Below are 15564 nucleotides of genomic sequence, written 5' to 3' on the forward strand. Positions count from 1 at the left end.
GCGTGGACATCACCCCGAACAGCGGCGAGGGCATCGGCGCCCCGCCCCCGCACGAGGCGTACGCGAATGCGCCGGACCTGCGCCGCGAGATGCACCAAGTGCTCGCTCTCGGGGCCGAACGCGACGGCCGCCAGGCCAGGCCCGTCACCGGCCCCCTGGTCGATGCGACGGCCGCCGAACGCGCCTGGCTGCTACGACGGGCCGCCCTCATGGACCGGATGGCCCTCGACGACCCCGGCCCCGGCCCGGCCGCAGCCGCCGCAGAAACCGCCGAGCAACTCGTCCTGTACGACCGTCGCCATCCCGGCCTGGTGGCCGGCCCGCACCACCCCGACGCGATCACGCTCGTCCCCAGCCACCGCCTCTACGTCCGCCAGGAGTACGCCGCCTGGACGGCTGCCGAGCGCCCCAGAATCTGAATCGACCCGATCCGGCAAGGAGAAGGACCCATGACCCGCAAGGACAACGACACCCGGCACGCCCCCGCGGCAGCCGGCCCCCTCCACTCGCCTCGCCTCACATGCCCGACAGCCATGCGTGAACATCACGCCGGTCGGCGACAGGAACAGTCACGCCAGGGAGAGCCGATGAACGCACCGTGGCCGAACGCGAAGACCCATCGGCTGTTCCAGGTGTCCGAACGTGGTTGCTCCCAGGGGCAGCGGCTGGGCGTCCATCCGGCCCAAACACCCCCGCACACCCCGCGGGCCGGGCAGCCGACACAGGTGGCCATGCAGGTCACAGACGGCGAACTGCTCCTCTCCGTACGCCCGTTGCCGGGCGAGATCCCCGCGGTTGCGGCGACGGGCGACGAATTCACTTGTGAGGCCTGGCTGGACGACGCCGTGGGAATCTCCCGATGGCGCGGGCGGCGGGCACCGGTGAAGCCGCCGTGCCAAGTGCACCGGGAAACCTCCTCCCAGGCGCCCGCGCACGAGACCGCGCGCGCGGGCACGGACGCCGGCCTGCCCGGCCACCTCCTGCGGATCCCCTTCTGCGACGACGAGTGCCAGCCATCCGTCGGTGTAGAGCCTTGCCGGGTCGTGGACATCGACCGCGTCCAGCAGCGTGGTGTCCGAGCCGAGTGCGGCCGGGACGCGGAAGGGGAACTCTTCGCCGTATCGGCGGACGGGCAACCGTGCTGGACGCACCCGCCGGCGGCAGCGGGCCGTCGTCCGCGGCCAAAGGTGTGCGCCTCCCGCCGCGTCAACCTTCCGCAAGGCCCGGTCGTGGACGGGACAGTTCTCTGGGCAGCGACCGAGGTTCTGCGCGCGCCCGGAGAGCGATGGGGGCGTGCTTGGGCCGGCAGGACACGATGCGCCGCGGGGGCTCCCGCTCCCACCGCTGCCGCGCAGGAACAAGCGGCACGGATCGCCGAGGCAGGTATGAGGGCCGACACGTTCGAAGGGGTGGTGTGACGATGTTCCGCAACGCGCTGGAACCCTGGCACCTGCTGATCCTGGTCGCGGTGGTGGTTTTGATCTTCGGCTCGAAGAAACTACCCGACACGGCCCGGGCGCTGGGCAAGTCCATGCGGATCCTCAAGAGCGAGACCAAGGCCATGATGGACGACGGCGCCTCAAACGAGCCACGCCCCGAGCCTGAGCCCGCACCGGGACCGCGGACGATCTCGGGCGCTCCCGAAGACACCGCCACCGCCCGCACCGCGCCCACGGACAGCACGACCAGCCACCGCGACTGAGCCCGGTCCTGCGCGCCCCTGGCTCAAGCGCGGCGCGTAACAGTGGACGGTCTGAGGACCTTCGTGAGCCGCCCACCCTCGGGCTAGGCCGGGCCGATCAGCTCGCGGTAAGTGGTGCCGCCCTGGACCAACTGCCTCCTGGACGCGCTACCGGCCGCAATCGGCGCCGTGGCGAGCTCGCGCCCCACCGGGTGACGGAGACGATCAAGTACTGACGCAGGGCCGGAAGTCTCCGGTCTGCCGCACGAGATGAGGACGTGGCGTGCCCCAGTCAGCCCGCAACAAGGAAAAGGATCCCGAGGGGCGGATGCCGCTCGCGGAGCACCTTCGTGAGCTCCGCAACCGGCTCGCCAAGGCCGTCCTTGCCATCCTGGTCATCACGATCGCCGCAGCCTTCTACTACAAGGACATCATCATATTCTTCACCAGGCCGGTGCTGGACTCGGTCGGCTGCCCGACGTCCTTCGCCGATCTGGCCAAGCAGACCGCGGACACCACCTGCGCGCGGATCACTATCAACGGTCTGCTCGCTCCCTTCACCCTGGCGCTGAAGGTGTCCCTGATGGCCGGCGTCGTGCTGGCCTCGCCGGTATGGCTGTACCAGCTGTGGGCGTTCGTTGCCCCCGGCCTGCACAAGCACGAGCGGAAATACGCCTACGCCTTCGTCGGCGCGGGCGTCCCGCTGTTCTTCGGCGGCGCCTTCTTCGCCTACAAGGTGCTGCCCACGACCGCGAAGGTGTTGATCGACTTCACCCCGCACGGGGTGAACAACCTGGTGCCGCTGGACGATCTGCTCGACCTCGTCACCCGCATGGTGGTCGTCTTTGGTCTCTCCTTCGAGATGCCCCTGCTGCTGGTGATGCTGAACCTCACCGGAGTGCTGTCCGGCCGGCGGATGCTCCGCTGGTGGCGCCGCATGATCCTGGGGATCACGGCCTTTTCGGCCGTGGCGACGCCGAGCACGGACCCGCTGACCATGCTGGCGCTGGCCGCGCCGATCTGGGTGGTCTATTTCGCCGCCGTTGCCTTTTCACTTCTCAATGACCGGCGCAAGGCCCGCAGAGAGGCAGAGGGACCCGGCGACGACGAGACCTCCGACATCGACCTCACGCCGCAGGACATCGGCGAAGTGGAATCGGTGTCCGCCAGCCAGGTCCCGCCCACGCAGCCGGACGCTGACGACGACCGCGCCGACGGGTACGACCACGGGACCTGAGGGGGCCTTCAGCAGGGCACGGAGCGCGGAGGCCTCGCCGACGCGCAACACCAGCTCCAGGCCGCCCGATCCCCGCCGCGCCAAGCACTGGCCAGCCCGCGCCGCGCACCTGGCTGCGCGCGGCCCAACAGCAGGAGCCGGCGTAGCTTCTCTCTCGGGAAGTGGTGGAGCAGGCCGGGAGGACAGCGCGGTCGGTGTCCGTGAACGCGGGCTTGCCGACCTGGCAATGCAGTTCGAGCAGTTGGTGCCGCAGGGCAGGTATCTCGATGTCCTTGTCCCGGTCGCTCATCGGCAGCAGGCGTAGCAGCGACAGGGTGTTGGTCGCGGCGACGCAGGCCAGGCGCAGCAGCACGAGATCATGATGCCAGCGACACGGCTGCTGATCACCGCCGACGCGGGCGGCTCCGACTGCTGCCGGACCGGGCCTGGAAGCTCGAACTCGCCCGCCTCGCCGCCGAAACGGGGCTGACGATCACCGTCTGTCACCTTCCTCCGGGCACATCGAAGTGGGACAAGATCGCGCACCGGCTGTTCTCGCACATCGTCATGAACTGGCGCGGACGCCCCCTGACCAGCAACGAAGTCATCGTCCAGTCCATCGCCGCCACCACGACCCGCGCCGGCCTCCGCGGGTCGGTGGGAGCGCTGGGAGCGCGGGAGCGGAAAAGGGCTACCAGGGCGCTCACGGAAACGCTTCAGGGGCCGTTCGAAAACGGCCCCTGAAGTGCGACATCACTGTCGGGACGACAGGATTTGAACCTGCGACCCCTTGACCCCCAGTCAAGTGCGCTACCAAGCTGCGCCACGTCCCGATGCGATTCCGCCCGGTGTTCCCGGTTGGCCTCGCAGGACAAACATTACCTCACTCCGCGGACCTGATTGACGTCCGTGCCTGATGGGCGCGGGTCGCGAGCTCTTCGGCACCGCACGCCGTGGCCAGTTCCTGGGCCCGGGCGAGCTCGCGCGGGGAGCGGATGGCGATGCCGTAGTCGACACGAGCCAGGGCGTGTTCGTACGCGGACGGGGACGCCTCCAGGTGCCGGACCGCGTCGGCCAGCAGATGGTGGGCTTCCTCGGGGCGGGCGAACAGGGCAACGCAGCGCAGGGCCTCGCCGATCGCGGTGTCCGTGCCGAAGCGTTCGGCGTGCACCCGGGCCGAGGTGGCGAGCTGGGCTGCGCGGCCTGGGTCCTCGTCGGCCAGGGCGCGGGCGAGATCGCCCGCCCATGGCGCCCAGATGCCGTTGAACCGGCCGCGCGGTTCAAGAGCCTGGCCGGCTGCTTCGAGTTCGGCCACGGCTTCCTTCCTACGCCCTTCGGCGAGCAGGAGGCGGCCGCGGACGCACGGTGCGTCCGGGAGGACCATCGCGCTGGGATAGGGCATCCCGAAGTTGTACCGGTCAGCTATCGTGCGGGCCTCGGTGACCCGGCCCCGCGCCAGCAGCGTGTCGATGAGCAGGCAGGCGGCGTCCCAGTGGACGGGAAGGCCACTGCCCACACGGTCGGCGAGCCGCAGCCCTTCGCGCAGGAAGCCCTCCGCCTCGGCCAGCCTGCCGCGACGGCGGTGGACGAGACCGAGGAGGGTGTGGGCGAAGGCGAGGTGCGCGCCGCTCCAGCCGGAGATCTCGAAGGCGCGGACGGCCTCGCTGAACAGCGCCTCGGCCCGGTCGAGCTGGTCGGTGAAGGCATAGGTGATCCCCACCGTGGTGGGGAACTCGAATCCCCATTCGGTGTCGGTCCACCCGAGTCCGCGGGCCGGGCGCCCGTCGACCAGGGCGCGTTCGCAGAGGTCGACGACGAGCTGGCAGTCCTCGCCCCGGAGCATGGCGTCGAAGGCGCGCAGCGTGAGCAGGGCGCGTTCGGCGTTGTCGCGGCCGGTGAGGTGGTCGGCGTTGCCGGCGAGTCTGCGGGAGCGGCCGGGGCCGTCTTCCTCGGCGGCCTGCATGCCCTCCCACATGAAGTGCGCGGCCTGGAGCCGCATCCGGCCCGGTCCGGGAGCGGTGCGCCCGGTCTCGGCGGCGAGAGCCAGTGCCGCTTCCTTCAGCTGGTTGTTGTGGGACAGGGCGGCGGCGAGCCGGAGGGTCGCGTCGACGCGCACCTCGTCGGCGAGTCCGGGCAGATCGAGGGCGGCCCGCAGATGCTGCACGGTGGTGGGCGGGGAGCTGAGGAGTGTCGCGCAGCCCAGCTCGTACAGCAGCGTGGCCCGCACCTGGTGGCGCGGCGGTTCCTGCAGGGCGCGTTCCAGGCAGCGGCGGGCGGCTTCGGGGGCACCGACCGCGAGATGCTGTCCGGCTGCCTCGCGGAGCTGCTCGACCAGTTCCTGGTCGTCGTCCGGGTGGACTTCGAGGAGGTGGCGGGAGGCAGCGGCGGCGCCGAGTCCGGCGCGGGTGATCGCCCAGGCGGCGCGGCCGTGCATGGCGGTGCGGGTGGCCGGCGGGATGGAGCGGTACACGGCGGTGGCGATCAGCGGGTGGACGAACTCCAGCGGGTCGAAGCCGCTGACGATACGGGCGTCGCGCAGCCGCGCGGTGCAGTCGGCGGCCTCGGCGGGACTCATTCCGGCGAGGGTGGCGGCGAGGTCCTGGGAGATGTCGGTGCCGAGAACGGCGGCGGCCCAGGCGAACCGGTTGGCGTTGGTGCCGAGCCGTTCGAGCCGGGCGACGAGTCCGCTGCCGCGGGCCGAGGCTCCGAGTTCGCGCAGCAGTCCGGCCGACTCCTCCAGGGGCGCCAGTTCGCGGTCCTGCACCTTGGCGACGAGTTCGACCGCCTCGTACGGGTTGCCACCGGTGACGGCCCACACCTCGCGGCAGAACGGGTCGTCGGCGTGGTCGCCGAGAGTGGCCCGGACCAGTTCCGCGGTGGCGTCGGGCGTGAGGGCGCGCAGCGCGACCCGCACCTGGGCGGGGTGGCTGCCGCCGTCCCCCTTCCGCGCCGCCAGTTCCTCCGGGCGGTGCGCCTGGACGACGAGGACGGGCAGTTCGCCGAGGCGCGCGGTGAACGAGGCGAGCCAGGCCAGGGATTCGCCGTCCGCCCAGTGCGCGTCGTCGATGATCAGCAGCAGCGGACGGTGGCTCAGTCGGGAGGCGAGCCGCGACACGACGTGGTCGAGTCCGTCGCGCACACCCTGCGGGTCGGGCTGTGGCCCGCTGGGCTCGGCGAGTCCGAGGGCGGGTGCGGCGACCTCGAACCAGGCGCCGAACAGACCGCGTACCTCGTCGGGCGGGAACTGGTCGAGTGCGGGCTGCAGGAGTTGGCGTACGACGTGGAACGGCACGGATGTGACCGTCTCGCCGCCGCGTGCGGACCAGATGGTGCAGCGGTCCACGGCCATGGTCTGGATCTCGGTGAGCAGAGCTGTTTTGCCGATGCCTGCCTCACCGCTGAAGATCAGCAGCCCCCCGGCTGCCTGGGCGCCGCAGAGGGCATCCACGGCTTGTGCGGCGGCAGCGAGTTCCGGTTCGCGCTCGTACAGCGGCCGGGACGGCTTCATGCCTACCCTCCCCTAGTGTTGCGGATGACTGCCGAGCCTAGTCGTGCGCAAGGGCCCGCGGACAGTGGTTCCGACAGTTCGCCGCAGGTGCGGGGCACAATCGACGGGTGGACGAGACTCGCAGGGACCGCGACGCCGAGGGCCGGGCGCGCAGTGCGCGCCCCCGTGACGGGCTGGGGCGCCCCCTGCCGTACGGGGCGCCCGGGGTGGAGCGGCAGCCGGAGGGGGTGGTGCGCTCCCCCGAGGAAACGCTGCTGGAGGCTCAGCGGCTGCTGGACGCGGGGATGCCGTTCCACGCGCACGAGGTGTTCGAGGACGCGTGGAAGTCGGGCCCGGAGGGGGAACGGGAGTTGTGGCGCGGGCTCGCGCAGCTGGCGGTGGGGCTGACGCACGCGGCGCGCGGCAATGCGACGGGTGGGGCACGGCTGTTGCGGCGGGGCGCGACGGCCCTCTCGGCGTACGGGGACGCGTCGGCGCACGGGATCGGAATCGATGCGCTGACCGGCTGGGCGCAGGAGCTGGCCGGGCGGGTGGAGACGGGTGGCGGGCGAACGGTGGACGCGGCCGAGGAGGCGCCCCGGCTGCGACGGGAGGGCGGATGAGCCGGATCGCGACGTTCGTTTTCGGCAACCGTCGCGCGGAGCGGTGAACACGGCACCGCGAAACTATTACCATCCCGCGTCATGAGCACTTCTGACCAGGACCAGTCCGTGGACACCCCGATAGCCGCCCTCGACAGCGACACGAACGGCACAGAGACCGACGCCGAGGTAGAGGTCGACGCCGAGGTCGAGGAGGCGGAGGCCGGGGACCGCAGATTGACGCCACGTCAGGCCAGACGGTTGCGGATCGTGCTCTCCTCGGTCGGCATGGCGGCGATGGCGGTCGTGCTGGCGCTGCGGATCGCGAGCCGGTCGTCCGTTCTGGTGGTCGGGGTGTACGGGCTGGCGCTGATCCTGTGCGGGATCGTCATCGAGCTCAGCCGTAACGGTCGTACGCGGTTGGGTAGTTGGCTGCTGGCCGTCGGCCTGGTGGCGGCGATCGGTTCGGACTGGCTGCTGATCCCCTGACGTCCGGCCGGTTCAGACTGCTGTGATCCGCACGGTTCCGCCGTGCGGATCGACGCGATCGAGCCAGTCGGCGCGCAGCCGGAACGACCGGTTCGGTTCGGCGGGCAGCAGCAGCCGCTGCCGGTGGAGTACGCGTCCGTCCTGGCCGACGACGAGGTGCGGTCGGGGCAGTCGACGGGCGGTGCGCAGGATGAAGCGGCCGTGGAGCGGCCGGGCGCCGTCGGGGTCGAACAGGTTCGGTGCGATCCACTTCAGCGGGGCATCGACGGAGAGTGCGGGACGCTCGGCGCGCCAGTCCCCCGCCGCCAGCCAGTGCAGGACCGGGGCGGCCACGGCCCGTCCCTCGGCTGCCGCCGTGCCCGCGCTCTCCACCGCATGCAGCAGATTGCCGACGGCGAAGACACCGACCTCGGAGGTGCGGTACGAGGCGTCGTACGCCGGTCCGCGGGTCCCGGGGTCCAGGGTCAGTGCGCCGCGCCGGGCCAGCTCGTGGTCGGGGATCCAGTCCCCGGTGAAGACGACGGTGTCGCAGGGCAGGGTCGTGGTTCGGCCGTCGTGGTGGCGCAGGCCGACTCCAGTGAGCCGTTCCCGGCCGGTGAGCCCGGTGACGGTGGCGTGGGTGAGGAGCGGTGTGCGGTGCCGCGCCCGCACGAGAAGCGGGGCGAGGGCGGTCGGCAGGGACGGTGGCTGGTCGGTGACCAGGGCGACCACGTCGACTCCGGCCACGCGCAAGGTGTCGACGGCCGCGTGGCTGACCGGTTCGTTGCCGATGACGACCGCCCGTGTGCCGATCCGCTGACGGAAGAGGTGGACGGCCTGCTGGAGTTCGCCGGTGGAGTAGACGCCGGGCGGGCGGGTGCCGGGGACGAGCCGGGCGCTGCGCGGCCGTTCGCGGGCGCCGGTGGCGAGGACGACGGCACGGGCGGTGATGCGTTCGAGTCCGGTGGGTCCGGTGGTGTCGACGGTGCGTGGTCCGGCCCAGCCGGTGACGGTGATTCCGGTACGGAGACGGGCTCCCGCCCCTACCGCGGCGGCCACGCACTGCCGGGCGTACCCGGGGCCGGTCACCACTCCCCCGGCGCGACCGGTCCCGAATCCGCCGTGGAAGCAGTGGCGCGGGATGCCTCCCGCGACCTGTTCGCGCTCCAGGATCTCGACGTGGCCCGCGCCGGATGCGGCGAGTTCGGCCCCGGCGCCGAGGCCGGCCGGTCCGGCGCCGACGACCAGCACATCGACGGTACGCTCGCGCCGGGTCATGGCGTGGCCTCCTCGATCAGGGCGCGGACCGCGGCCCCGCAGTAGAACCCCTGGCAGCGCCCACCGCCGGCCCGGGTCCGGCGGCGCAGTCCGTCCTTCGACCGCGGCGGGACCGTGCCGGCCAGCGCGTCCCGGATCTCGCCCGCGGAGACGCCTTCGCAGTGGCAGACGAGGGTGCCGTAGGCCGGGTCCCGGGCGATGAGGTCGGCGCGCCGGTAGGGGCGGGGAGATGCCTCGCCCAGGTTGGGCATGGTCAGGGGCTCCAGTTCGGCCGGCGTGCCGAGGCCGAGACCGGTGGCGGCCAGCAGTTCGGTGACGTACGCGGCGATGGCCATGGAGGCGGTCAGGCCGGTGGAGCGGATGCCGCCGACGGCGATGTACCGCTGGTCGGGATAGTCCCGGATGCGGTAGTCCTCGTGGCCGGTGGCGGCGCGCAAACCGGCGTAGACGGCGGTCACTTCCTCGTCGAGCAGTTCGGGCAGGATCCGGCGGCCCTTCTCGCGCAGGAGGGCGAGCCCTTCGGCGCTGGATCCCGTGGCGGTCTTGTCGTCCAGCTCCTCCGCGGTGGGTCCGAGCAGGACGTTGCCGAAGACGGTCGGTGCCACCAGGACGCCCTTGCCCGCCTCGGTGGGCACGGGCAGCAGGATGTGGTCGACCAGTGCCCGGGCGAGCTTGTCGAAGACGATGAGCTGGCCGCGGCGCGGGGTGACGGTGAAGGCGTCGTGGCCCAGTTGCCGGTCGAGTTCGTCTGCGTACAGTCCGGCGGCGTTGATGAGGTAGCGGGTGCGCAGCGGTCCGCGGGTGGTGGCAAGGGTGTGGATGTCCGGGCCGCTGTCGATGCGCTGGACCCGGCAGTCGAGGTGCAGATGGACGCCGGCGCGGACGGCCTGGGTGGCGTAGGCGAGGGGGGTCGTCCAGGGGCAGATGATGCTCTCGTCCGGGATCTCCAGCGCCCCGAGCGCACCGGGGCCCAGATGGGGTTCGCGGGCCCGCAGTTCCTCGGCGTCGATGATCCGCGCAGCGTGGTAGTCGTTGCGCGCCGCCTTGGCCAGCAGGCCGGGGAGTGCGGCGAGTTGTTCCTCGTCCCAGGCGACGAGGAGCGCGCCGACGCGCTCGACCGGGATTCCGGTCTCGGCCGCGTACGCGGCGAGCCTGCGCTGCCCTTCGCGTACGAGACGGGCTTCCAGTGAGCCGGGGGCGGCGTCGAAACCGGTGTGCAGGATGGCGGTGTTGGCCTTCGATGTGCCGTTGCCGATGTCGTCGGATCCGTCGACGAGGGCGGTACGGATCGGGTAGCGGGCCAGCTCACGGGCGAGGGCGGTGCCCACGACGCCTGCGCCGATGACGGTGACGTCGTACGCCGCAGCGCCGCCGTCGGGCAGGCCGTGGACCAGGTCCATGGCCGTGGTGACCGTCGGCGTCATGCGCGGTCCAGCAGGGTCTCCACCGCTGCGCGGAATCGGGCGAGGCGTTCGGCGGCCTCGTCCGCGCCGATCCGGGGTTCATACATGGCGGCCGGTTCCCATGCGGGTACGGCCTGCTGGAGCGGTAGTTTCGGGTCGACGCCGAGGCGGGCGACGGCCCCGGCCCCGAGTGCGGTGACGTCCGGCAGTGCGGACACCTCGACCGGCCGTTGCAGCAGGTCGGCCTGGGTCTGCATGAGGAGCGCCGAGCGGGTCAGGCCGCCGTCCACACGGAGCGAGGTCAGCGGTCCGCCGAGGTCGGTGGCGACGGCGTCGGCGAGTTCGACGACCTGTGCGGCGATGCCCTCGCACAGGGCGCGCACCAGGTGGCCGGCGGTGGTGTCCAGTCCGAGTCCGGTCACCGAGCCGCGCAGATCGCTGCGCCACCACGGTGCGGCGAGTCCGGCGAGCGCCGGTACGAACGTGACACCGCCGGAGTCGGGGACGCCCGTGCCGACGGGGTCGAGCTCAGCGGCACCGGAGATGACTCCGAGATCGGTGAGCCAGCGGACGGCGGACGCGGCGGTGTAGACCTGCCCGTCGAGGCAGTAGCTGGTACGGCCGCCGAGCCGCCAGGCGACACAGCTGACCAGTCCGGTGGAGCCGCGGCGGGGCGTGGACCCGGTCTGGGCGAGGAGGAAGGCGCCGGTGCCATAGGTGCATTTGGCGGTGCCGGCCTGCAGGGCGCCCTGGGCGAGCAGAGCAGCCTGTTGGTCGACGAGCAGTCCGGTCAGGGGGAGTTCGCCGCCGAACACCGTCGTCGTACCGACCGGGCCGGCCGCGTCGACGACGGACGGGAGCCGTTCGCCGGAGAGCCCGAAGATGTCCAGGGCCGCGGGTGACCAGCCGACCCGGTCGAGGTCGAGGAGCTGGGTACGACCGGCGGTCGCCGCATCCGTGACGAACGCCCCGGTCAGCCGGTGGACCAGCCAGGAGTCGCTGGTGGTGACGACACCCTCGCGGGTCAGCTCGCGGCGGATCCAGGCCATCTTCGGTGCGGCGAAGTACGGGTCGAGCGGCAGCCCGGTGAGTTGCCTCAACTCGTCTTCATGTTCGGCGAGTTCGCTGCAGACCGATTCGGCCCGGCGGTCCTGCCAGACGATTGCGTCGGTGAGCGGCTTTCCGGTTGCCGGGTCCCAGGCGAGCACGGTCTCGCCCTGGTTCGCGAGTCCGACGGCGACCACCGGTTCACCCGCCTCGCGCACCGCCTGCCGCCCGGCTTCGACGACCGATCCGAACAACTCGGCGGGGTCGACCTCGACCACTCCGCCGGGCTCGTAGCGGGGCCGCACCGGGGCCGCACCGAAACCGATCACGCCGCGTTCCGGGCAGATCACCAGCGCCTTGGTACCGGACGTGCCCTGGTCGACGGCGAGCACCGGGCCTGTCATCGACACTCCTGCTGTGCGGAAGCTCTACGGCTTGAACGGAATCGTGATCAACGGTCGCTGACGCACAGACTGGTGCAGACCACCGCGTACGTCAAGCGCCCGCATTCCACACCTTGCGGAATTACCAAATGATGGTCAACATCCTTCCATCTCAGGCGACTTGAGTAAGATCCGCGAATCGGTCGGGAGATCGACAGAACGCGCTCTACACTCACCGCCGAGCAACAACCGGACGGTTCCTGGCAGTTCGTCTTTCAACAGCTGCTTCACCCCCCACGCCCTTGAGGATTGATGAGACCGACACCATGCCGCGGGCGCCGACATCGCACGTCCCGGGACGTCTGCTTAGGCGCGGATTCACTGCCGTGCACGGGGGCGGGGGGAGTCCATGGCGACCAGTGATTTCCGGCCGGTCTATCACCCGGCCGGGCACGACAACGACTTACGTGCGGCATTACAGGACCTGCGCACCGGCCGCTGGGTATCCATGCGGAATCTGCTGGAAAGCACCCCGGACTGGACGCTGTGGACCCAGCGCACCCAGGTGCTCGGCGCGGTCGCCGCAGGCTCCGACGCGGTGCAGGCCTGGTTGGCCGAGGAACCCCGGAGTGTCGCGGCTGCCGTGATGCACGCGCGGGTCGTGGTGGAGCGTGCCGTGCGCGCCCACCGCGAGGGGCATCACCGGGCGCAGGAGTTGTGGCAGGAGGCCTGGGAAGCGTGCAGGTCGGCCGCCCACGCCACCCCCGCCGACCCGGTGCCCTGGGTGTGTCTGCTGGCCCTGTCACAGTTGGACGAGCGGCAGGAACTGCAGGAGCACCGGCTGCATCCGCCGGGGCCCATGCTCTTTCCCGGCCCGTGGGGGCTGCTGGCGGAGGCCGACCGGCGCGATCCCTTCAACCGCGAGGCCTACCACCGGATGCTCCAGTTCGTGTACGCGCGAAAGGCCGGCGGAACCCTCTCCGAGGCGGTCAACTTCGCGCAGTGGGCCGCCTCTTCGGCGCCCGAGGGATCCGCGCTCCATGCTCTCCCGCTGTACGTGCGGGTCGAGCGCTACCGCCGTGAGCACGGTCATGAGAAGGCGCTTGATCTCCACTGGGTCACCGAGGACGCCGAGCGGGATGCCGAACGGGCCCTGCACCTCTGGTTCCACCGCACAGATCCGGCCAGGCACTCTCTGCTCGACGTCAACCATCTCGCCCATTCCCTGTGGGGCGCCCTGCAATTCGCCGACGCGGCACCGGTGTTCCGGGCACTCGGCCCGTACTTCACCACGCTGCCCTGGGCCTATCGCGCCCCCGACCCACGCGACCCTTCGGGCGCCGAGGACGTGTATCTGCGCGCCCGGACCCGCTGTCTCGCCGCGGCACCCGAACCGCGCCGGGGACCGCACGACTGACCCCGGCACGTTCTCCCCCCGACAACAAACCGTCCCCGACCCCTTCCCCTTCACGGAGGTTTCCCCTCATGTCCATACCCACCTCGACCCAGCCGGGCGCGCAGGCCGCTCCCCAGAAGGACGAGGAGCAGCGGCTGCGCGAACTCGGTTACCAGCCGGTGCTGGCCCGTCGCATGGGCGGCTTCGGCAACTTCGCCATCAGCTTCTCCGTCATTTCGATCCTGTCCGGCTGCATGACCCTGTACGGCTTCGGCATGTCGGCCGGCGGCCCGTCGGTGATGCTGTGGGGCTGGGCCGGTGTCGGCCTGTTCGTCCTCTGCGTCGGCATGGCGCTCGCCGAGGTCACCAGCGCGTACCCCACGTCCGGGGCGCTGTATTACATGGCCGACCGGCTCGGCGGCCGCAAGTGGGGCTGGTACACGGGCTGGCTGAACCTGCTCGGTCTGCTCGGTGCGATCGCGGGTATCGACTACGGCGCCGCGCTGTTCACCGGCGCGCTGATGAACCTTCAGTGGGGCTTCACCCCCACCCCAGGCAAGACCATGATCATTTTCCTCTGCATTCTGCTGCTGCACGCCGTACTGAACCTCTTCGGTGTCCGTCTGGTCAGCGTGCTCAACTCGATCAGCGTCTGGTGGCACCTGGCCGGCGTCGCCGTGATCGTCACCGTGCTGGCGATCGTTCCCTCCCACCACCAGTCGCCGTCGTTCGTCTTCACCGAATTCGTCAATGACACGGGCTGGGAGAACCCGCTCTATGTGGCGGCGATCGGCCTGCTGCTGGCGCAGTACACCTTCTGCGGCTACGACGCCTCCGCCCATCTGTCGGAGGAGACCTCGAACGCCTCGGTGTCGGCGGCGCGCGGCATCGTCCGCTCGATCTGGGTCTCCTGGATCGCCGGTTTCGTACTGCTCGCCGGTCTGACGTTCGCGATCCAGGACTACGTGGGCACCCAGGAGAGCGCCACCGGTGTGCCTCCGGCCCAGATCCTGATCGACGCGCTCGGCACCTCGGGCGCCACCGCCATGCTGCTGATCGTGATCGCCGCCCAGCTGTTCTGCGGCAACGCCGAAGTCGCCGCGGCCAGCCGGATGGTGTTCGCGTTCAGCCGCGACAACGCCTTGCCGGGTTCGGCGCTGTGGCGCAAGGTGAGCGCCCGCACCCAGACGCCCGTACCGGCCGTGTGGCTGTCGGTCGTCGTCGCCGGGCTGCTGGCGCTGCCGTCGCTGTACTCGGCCACCGCCTACGGTGCGGTGACCGCGATCAACGTCATCGGCATCACGCCCGCCTACGCGATCCCGATCTTCCTGAAGCTGCGCGCCGGGGACCGCTTCGAGCGGGGGCCCTGGCACCTCGGCCGCTGGTCCAAGCCGATCGGCTGGATCGCCGTGGTGTGGGTGGCCATCGTGACCGTACTGTTCCTGCTTCCGCAGTCGTCACCGGTGACCATCGACTCGATGAACTACGCGTCGGTCGCGCTCGTCGCCGTGCTGGCCCTGGCCACCATCTGGTGGTTCGTCGCACGCCGTTCCTACAGCACGCCGTCGGCGTACGGGAACGCCCGCGAACAGGCGGAGATCGCCGCGGACATCGTCTGACACGACGGCTTCCGCGCTCTCCTCAGGTTTCTCCTCGAACCCTCCTGGACCGTCCGGTCCAGGAGGGTTCCGTCATTCATGGGTGCGGTCAGCGCAGCAGCAGTTGGAGTCCGCCGAGCACGGTCGCACCGAGCACCAGTCGCTCGAAGAGCTTCTGGTTGATCCGGTCCACACACTTCCGGCCGATGTACGCGCCCGGGACGACGAACAGCAGCATGGCCGCGTCCAGCAGCAACGACTGCGCGTCGATGAGGCCGAGGCCCACACTGAACGGCACCTTGGAGGTGTTGACGATCAGGAAGAACCACGCCGATGTGCCGAGGAAGCCGAGCTTCCGGAAGCCCGCGGACAGCAGGTAGAGCGACATCACCGGGCCGCCCGCGTTGGCGACCATGGTGGTGAAGCCGCCGAGCACCCCGTACGAACGGGCCTTGAGCCTGCCCGCCCCGGACGGGCCGCCGGACTCGTCCGGAGCCACCTTGCTGTCGGCCCCGGTGCGGCGCCGCCAGACGGTGACGCCCGCCATGAAGAGCAGGATCGCGCCGATCGAGGTCCCCACGGCGTCGTCGTCGGCCCACATCATGAAGACGGTGCCCATCACCACGCCCACGGCGACGGCGGGGAACAGCCGCAGCAGCGTCGGCCAGTGGGCGTGCCTGCGGTAGGTGAGGACCGCGAGCGCATCGCCCGCGATGAGGATCGGGAGCAGAACTCCGGTGGACTCGCGGGCCGGGAGTACGGCCGCGAAAACCGCGAGACTGATCGTATTGGCACCACTGACGGCCGTCTTGGAGAAGCCGACGAGCGTGGATGCCGCGGCCAGCGCCGCCAGTTGCCAGAGTGTGAGGGTGTCCATGCCAGGACCAGATGCTAATCGCACGCACTTCCGCACCGCCAGCCGGTCCCTCTGCTCAACGTCCGCCTTTGCACCGACTCATCCGATGTGTTGACTCCGCGCACACATGAGGCTCGCGTCAATTGGCG

General features: G+C 70.9%; 13 protein-coding genes, 1 tRNA gene and 1 pseudogene. 9 read left to right on the forward strand and 6 right to left on the reverse strand.

The window, feature by feature from the left end; genetic code table 11:
- Nucleotides 1-2 precede the first annotated feature (2 nt).
- The 5 genes and pseudogenes from OG395_RS12190 to OG395_RS12210 form a co-directional block, all read left to right on the forward strand.
- Nucleotides 3-419 carry a hypothetical protein gene (locus OG395_RS12190; protein WP_327242922.1) on the forward strand — a complete coding sequence of 139 codons (417 nt, stop codon included), beginning with the start codon at nucleotides 3-5 and terminating at the stop codon, nucleotides 417-419.
- Nucleotides 420-587: 168 nt separating this feature from the next.
- Entirely contained in the window at nucleotides 588-1418 is an 831-nt protein-coding gene (locus OG395_RS12195; RefSeq protein ID WP_327242923.1) for a hypothetical protein, read from the forward strand.
- A 2-nt stretch (nucleotides 1419-1420) separates the two neighbouring features.
- Entirely contained in the window at nucleotides 1421-1702 is a 282-nt protein-coding gene (gene tatA / locus OG395_RS12200) for a Sec-independent protein translocase subunit TatA (RefSeq protein WP_327242924.1), read from the forward strand.
- Nucleotides 1703-1964: 262 nt separating this feature from the next.
- Entirely contained in the window at nucleotides 1965-2918 is a 954-nt protein-coding gene (tatC, locus tag OG395_RS12205; RefSeq protein ID WP_327242925.1) for a twin-arginine translocase subunit TatC, read from the forward strand.
- A gap of 367 nt (nucleotides 2919-3285) precedes the next feature.
- Nucleotides 3286-3548: pseudogene (locus tag OG395_RS12210) on the forward strand (ISAzo13-like element transposase-related protein); the annotation flags it as partial.
- A 108-nt stretch (nucleotides 3549-3656) separates the two neighbouring features.
- Here OG395_RS12210 and OG395_RS12215 read toward each other — a convergent pair.
- Both OG395_RS12215 and OG395_RS12220 read right to left on the reverse strand, forming a co-directional pair.
- Nucleotides 3657-3730 (reverse strand) — tRNA-Pro (locus tag OG395_RS12215).
- A gap of 50 nt (nucleotides 3731-3780) precedes the next feature.
- Nucleotides 3781-6405 (reverse strand): ATP-binding protein, encoded by a 2625-nt coding sequence (locus OG395_RS12220; RefSeq protein WP_327242926.1) that lies wholly within the window; start codon nucleotides 6403-6405, stop codon nucleotides 3781-3783.
- A gap of 107 nt (nucleotides 6406-6512) precedes the next feature.
- Here OG395_RS12220 and OG395_RS12225 point away from each other — a divergent pair, with 107 nt between their 5' ends.
- Both OG395_RS12225 and OG395_RS12230 read left to right on the forward strand, forming a co-directional pair.
- Nucleotides 6513-7007 (forward strand): DUF309 domain-containing protein, encoded by a 495-nt coding sequence (locus OG395_RS12225; protein WP_327242927.1) that lies wholly within the window; start codon nucleotides 6513-6515, stop codon nucleotides 7005-7007.
- Nucleotides 7008-7088: 81 nt separating this feature from the next.
- Nucleotides 7089-7475 carry a hypothetical protein gene (locus OG395_RS12230; RefSeq protein WP_326793151.1) on the forward strand — a complete coding sequence of 129 codons (387 nt, stop codon included), beginning with the start codon at nucleotides 7089-7091 and terminating at the stop codon, nucleotides 7473-7475.
- Between the two features lie 12 nt (nucleotides 7476-7487).
- Here OG395_RS12230 and OG395_RS12235 read toward each other — a convergent pair whose 3' ends face one another.
- From OG395_RS12235 to OG395_RS12245, 3 genes are read right to left on the reverse strand one after another with little or no spacing between them, the layout of a single operon-like run.
- The gene (locus OG395_RS12235; RefSeq protein WP_327242928.1) at nucleotides 7488-8732 is read right to left on the reverse strand and encodes an FAD-dependent oxidoreductase; all 1245 of its coding nucleotides are present in this window, start codon (nucleotides 8730-8732) and stop codon (nucleotides 7488-7490) included.
- Nucleotides 8729-10156, reverse strand: coding sequence for an FAD-dependent oxidoreductase (locus OG395_RS12240; RefSeq protein WP_327242929.1), 1428 nt, complete (start codon nucleotides 10154-10156; stop codon nucleotides 8729-8731). Before OG395_RS12240 ends, OG395_RS12235 begins: the two co-directional genes overlap by 4 nt.
- Entirely contained in the window at nucleotides 10153-11586 is a 1434-nt protein-coding gene (locus tag OG395_RS12245; RefSeq protein WP_327242930.1) for an FGGY family carbohydrate kinase, read from the reverse strand. The genes OG395_RS12240 and OG395_RS12245 overlap by 4 nt, the downstream gene beginning before the upstream one ends.
- Before the next feature lie 388 nt (nucleotides 11587-11974).
- Between OG395_RS12245 and OG395_RS12250 the strand changes: the two genes are divergently transcribed.
- Both OG395_RS12250 and OG395_RS12255 read left to right on the forward strand, forming a co-directional pair.
- The gene (locus OG395_RS12250) at nucleotides 11975-12982 is read left to right on the forward strand and encodes a hypothetical protein (protein ID WP_327242931.1); all 1008 of its coding nucleotides are present in this window, start codon (nucleotides 11975-11977) and stop codon (nucleotides 12980-12982) included.
- Nucleotides 12983-13050: 68 nt separating this feature from the next.
- On the forward strand, nucleotides 13051-14580 hold the full coding sequence (locus tag OG395_RS12255) for an amino acid permease (RefSeq protein ID WP_327242932.1): 1530 nt from the start codon (nucleotides 13051-13053) through the stop codon (nucleotides 14578-14580).
- A gap of 88 nt (nucleotides 14581-14668) precedes the next feature.
- Here OG395_RS12255 and OG395_RS12260 read toward each other — a convergent pair whose 3' ends face one another.
- Complete coding sequence (locus OG395_RS12260) at nucleotides 14669-15436, reverse strand: sulfite exporter TauE/SafE family protein (RefSeq protein WP_327242933.1); 768 nt, start codon at nucleotides 15434-15436, stop codon at nucleotides 14669-14671.
- Nucleotides 15437-15564: the final 128 nt, after the last annotated feature.

Source organism: Streptomyces sp. NBC_01320 (assembly GCF_035974375.1).
Classification (GTDB): Bacteria; Actinomycetota; Actinomycetes; order Streptomycetales; family Streptomycetaceae; genus Streptomyces; species Streptomyces yanii.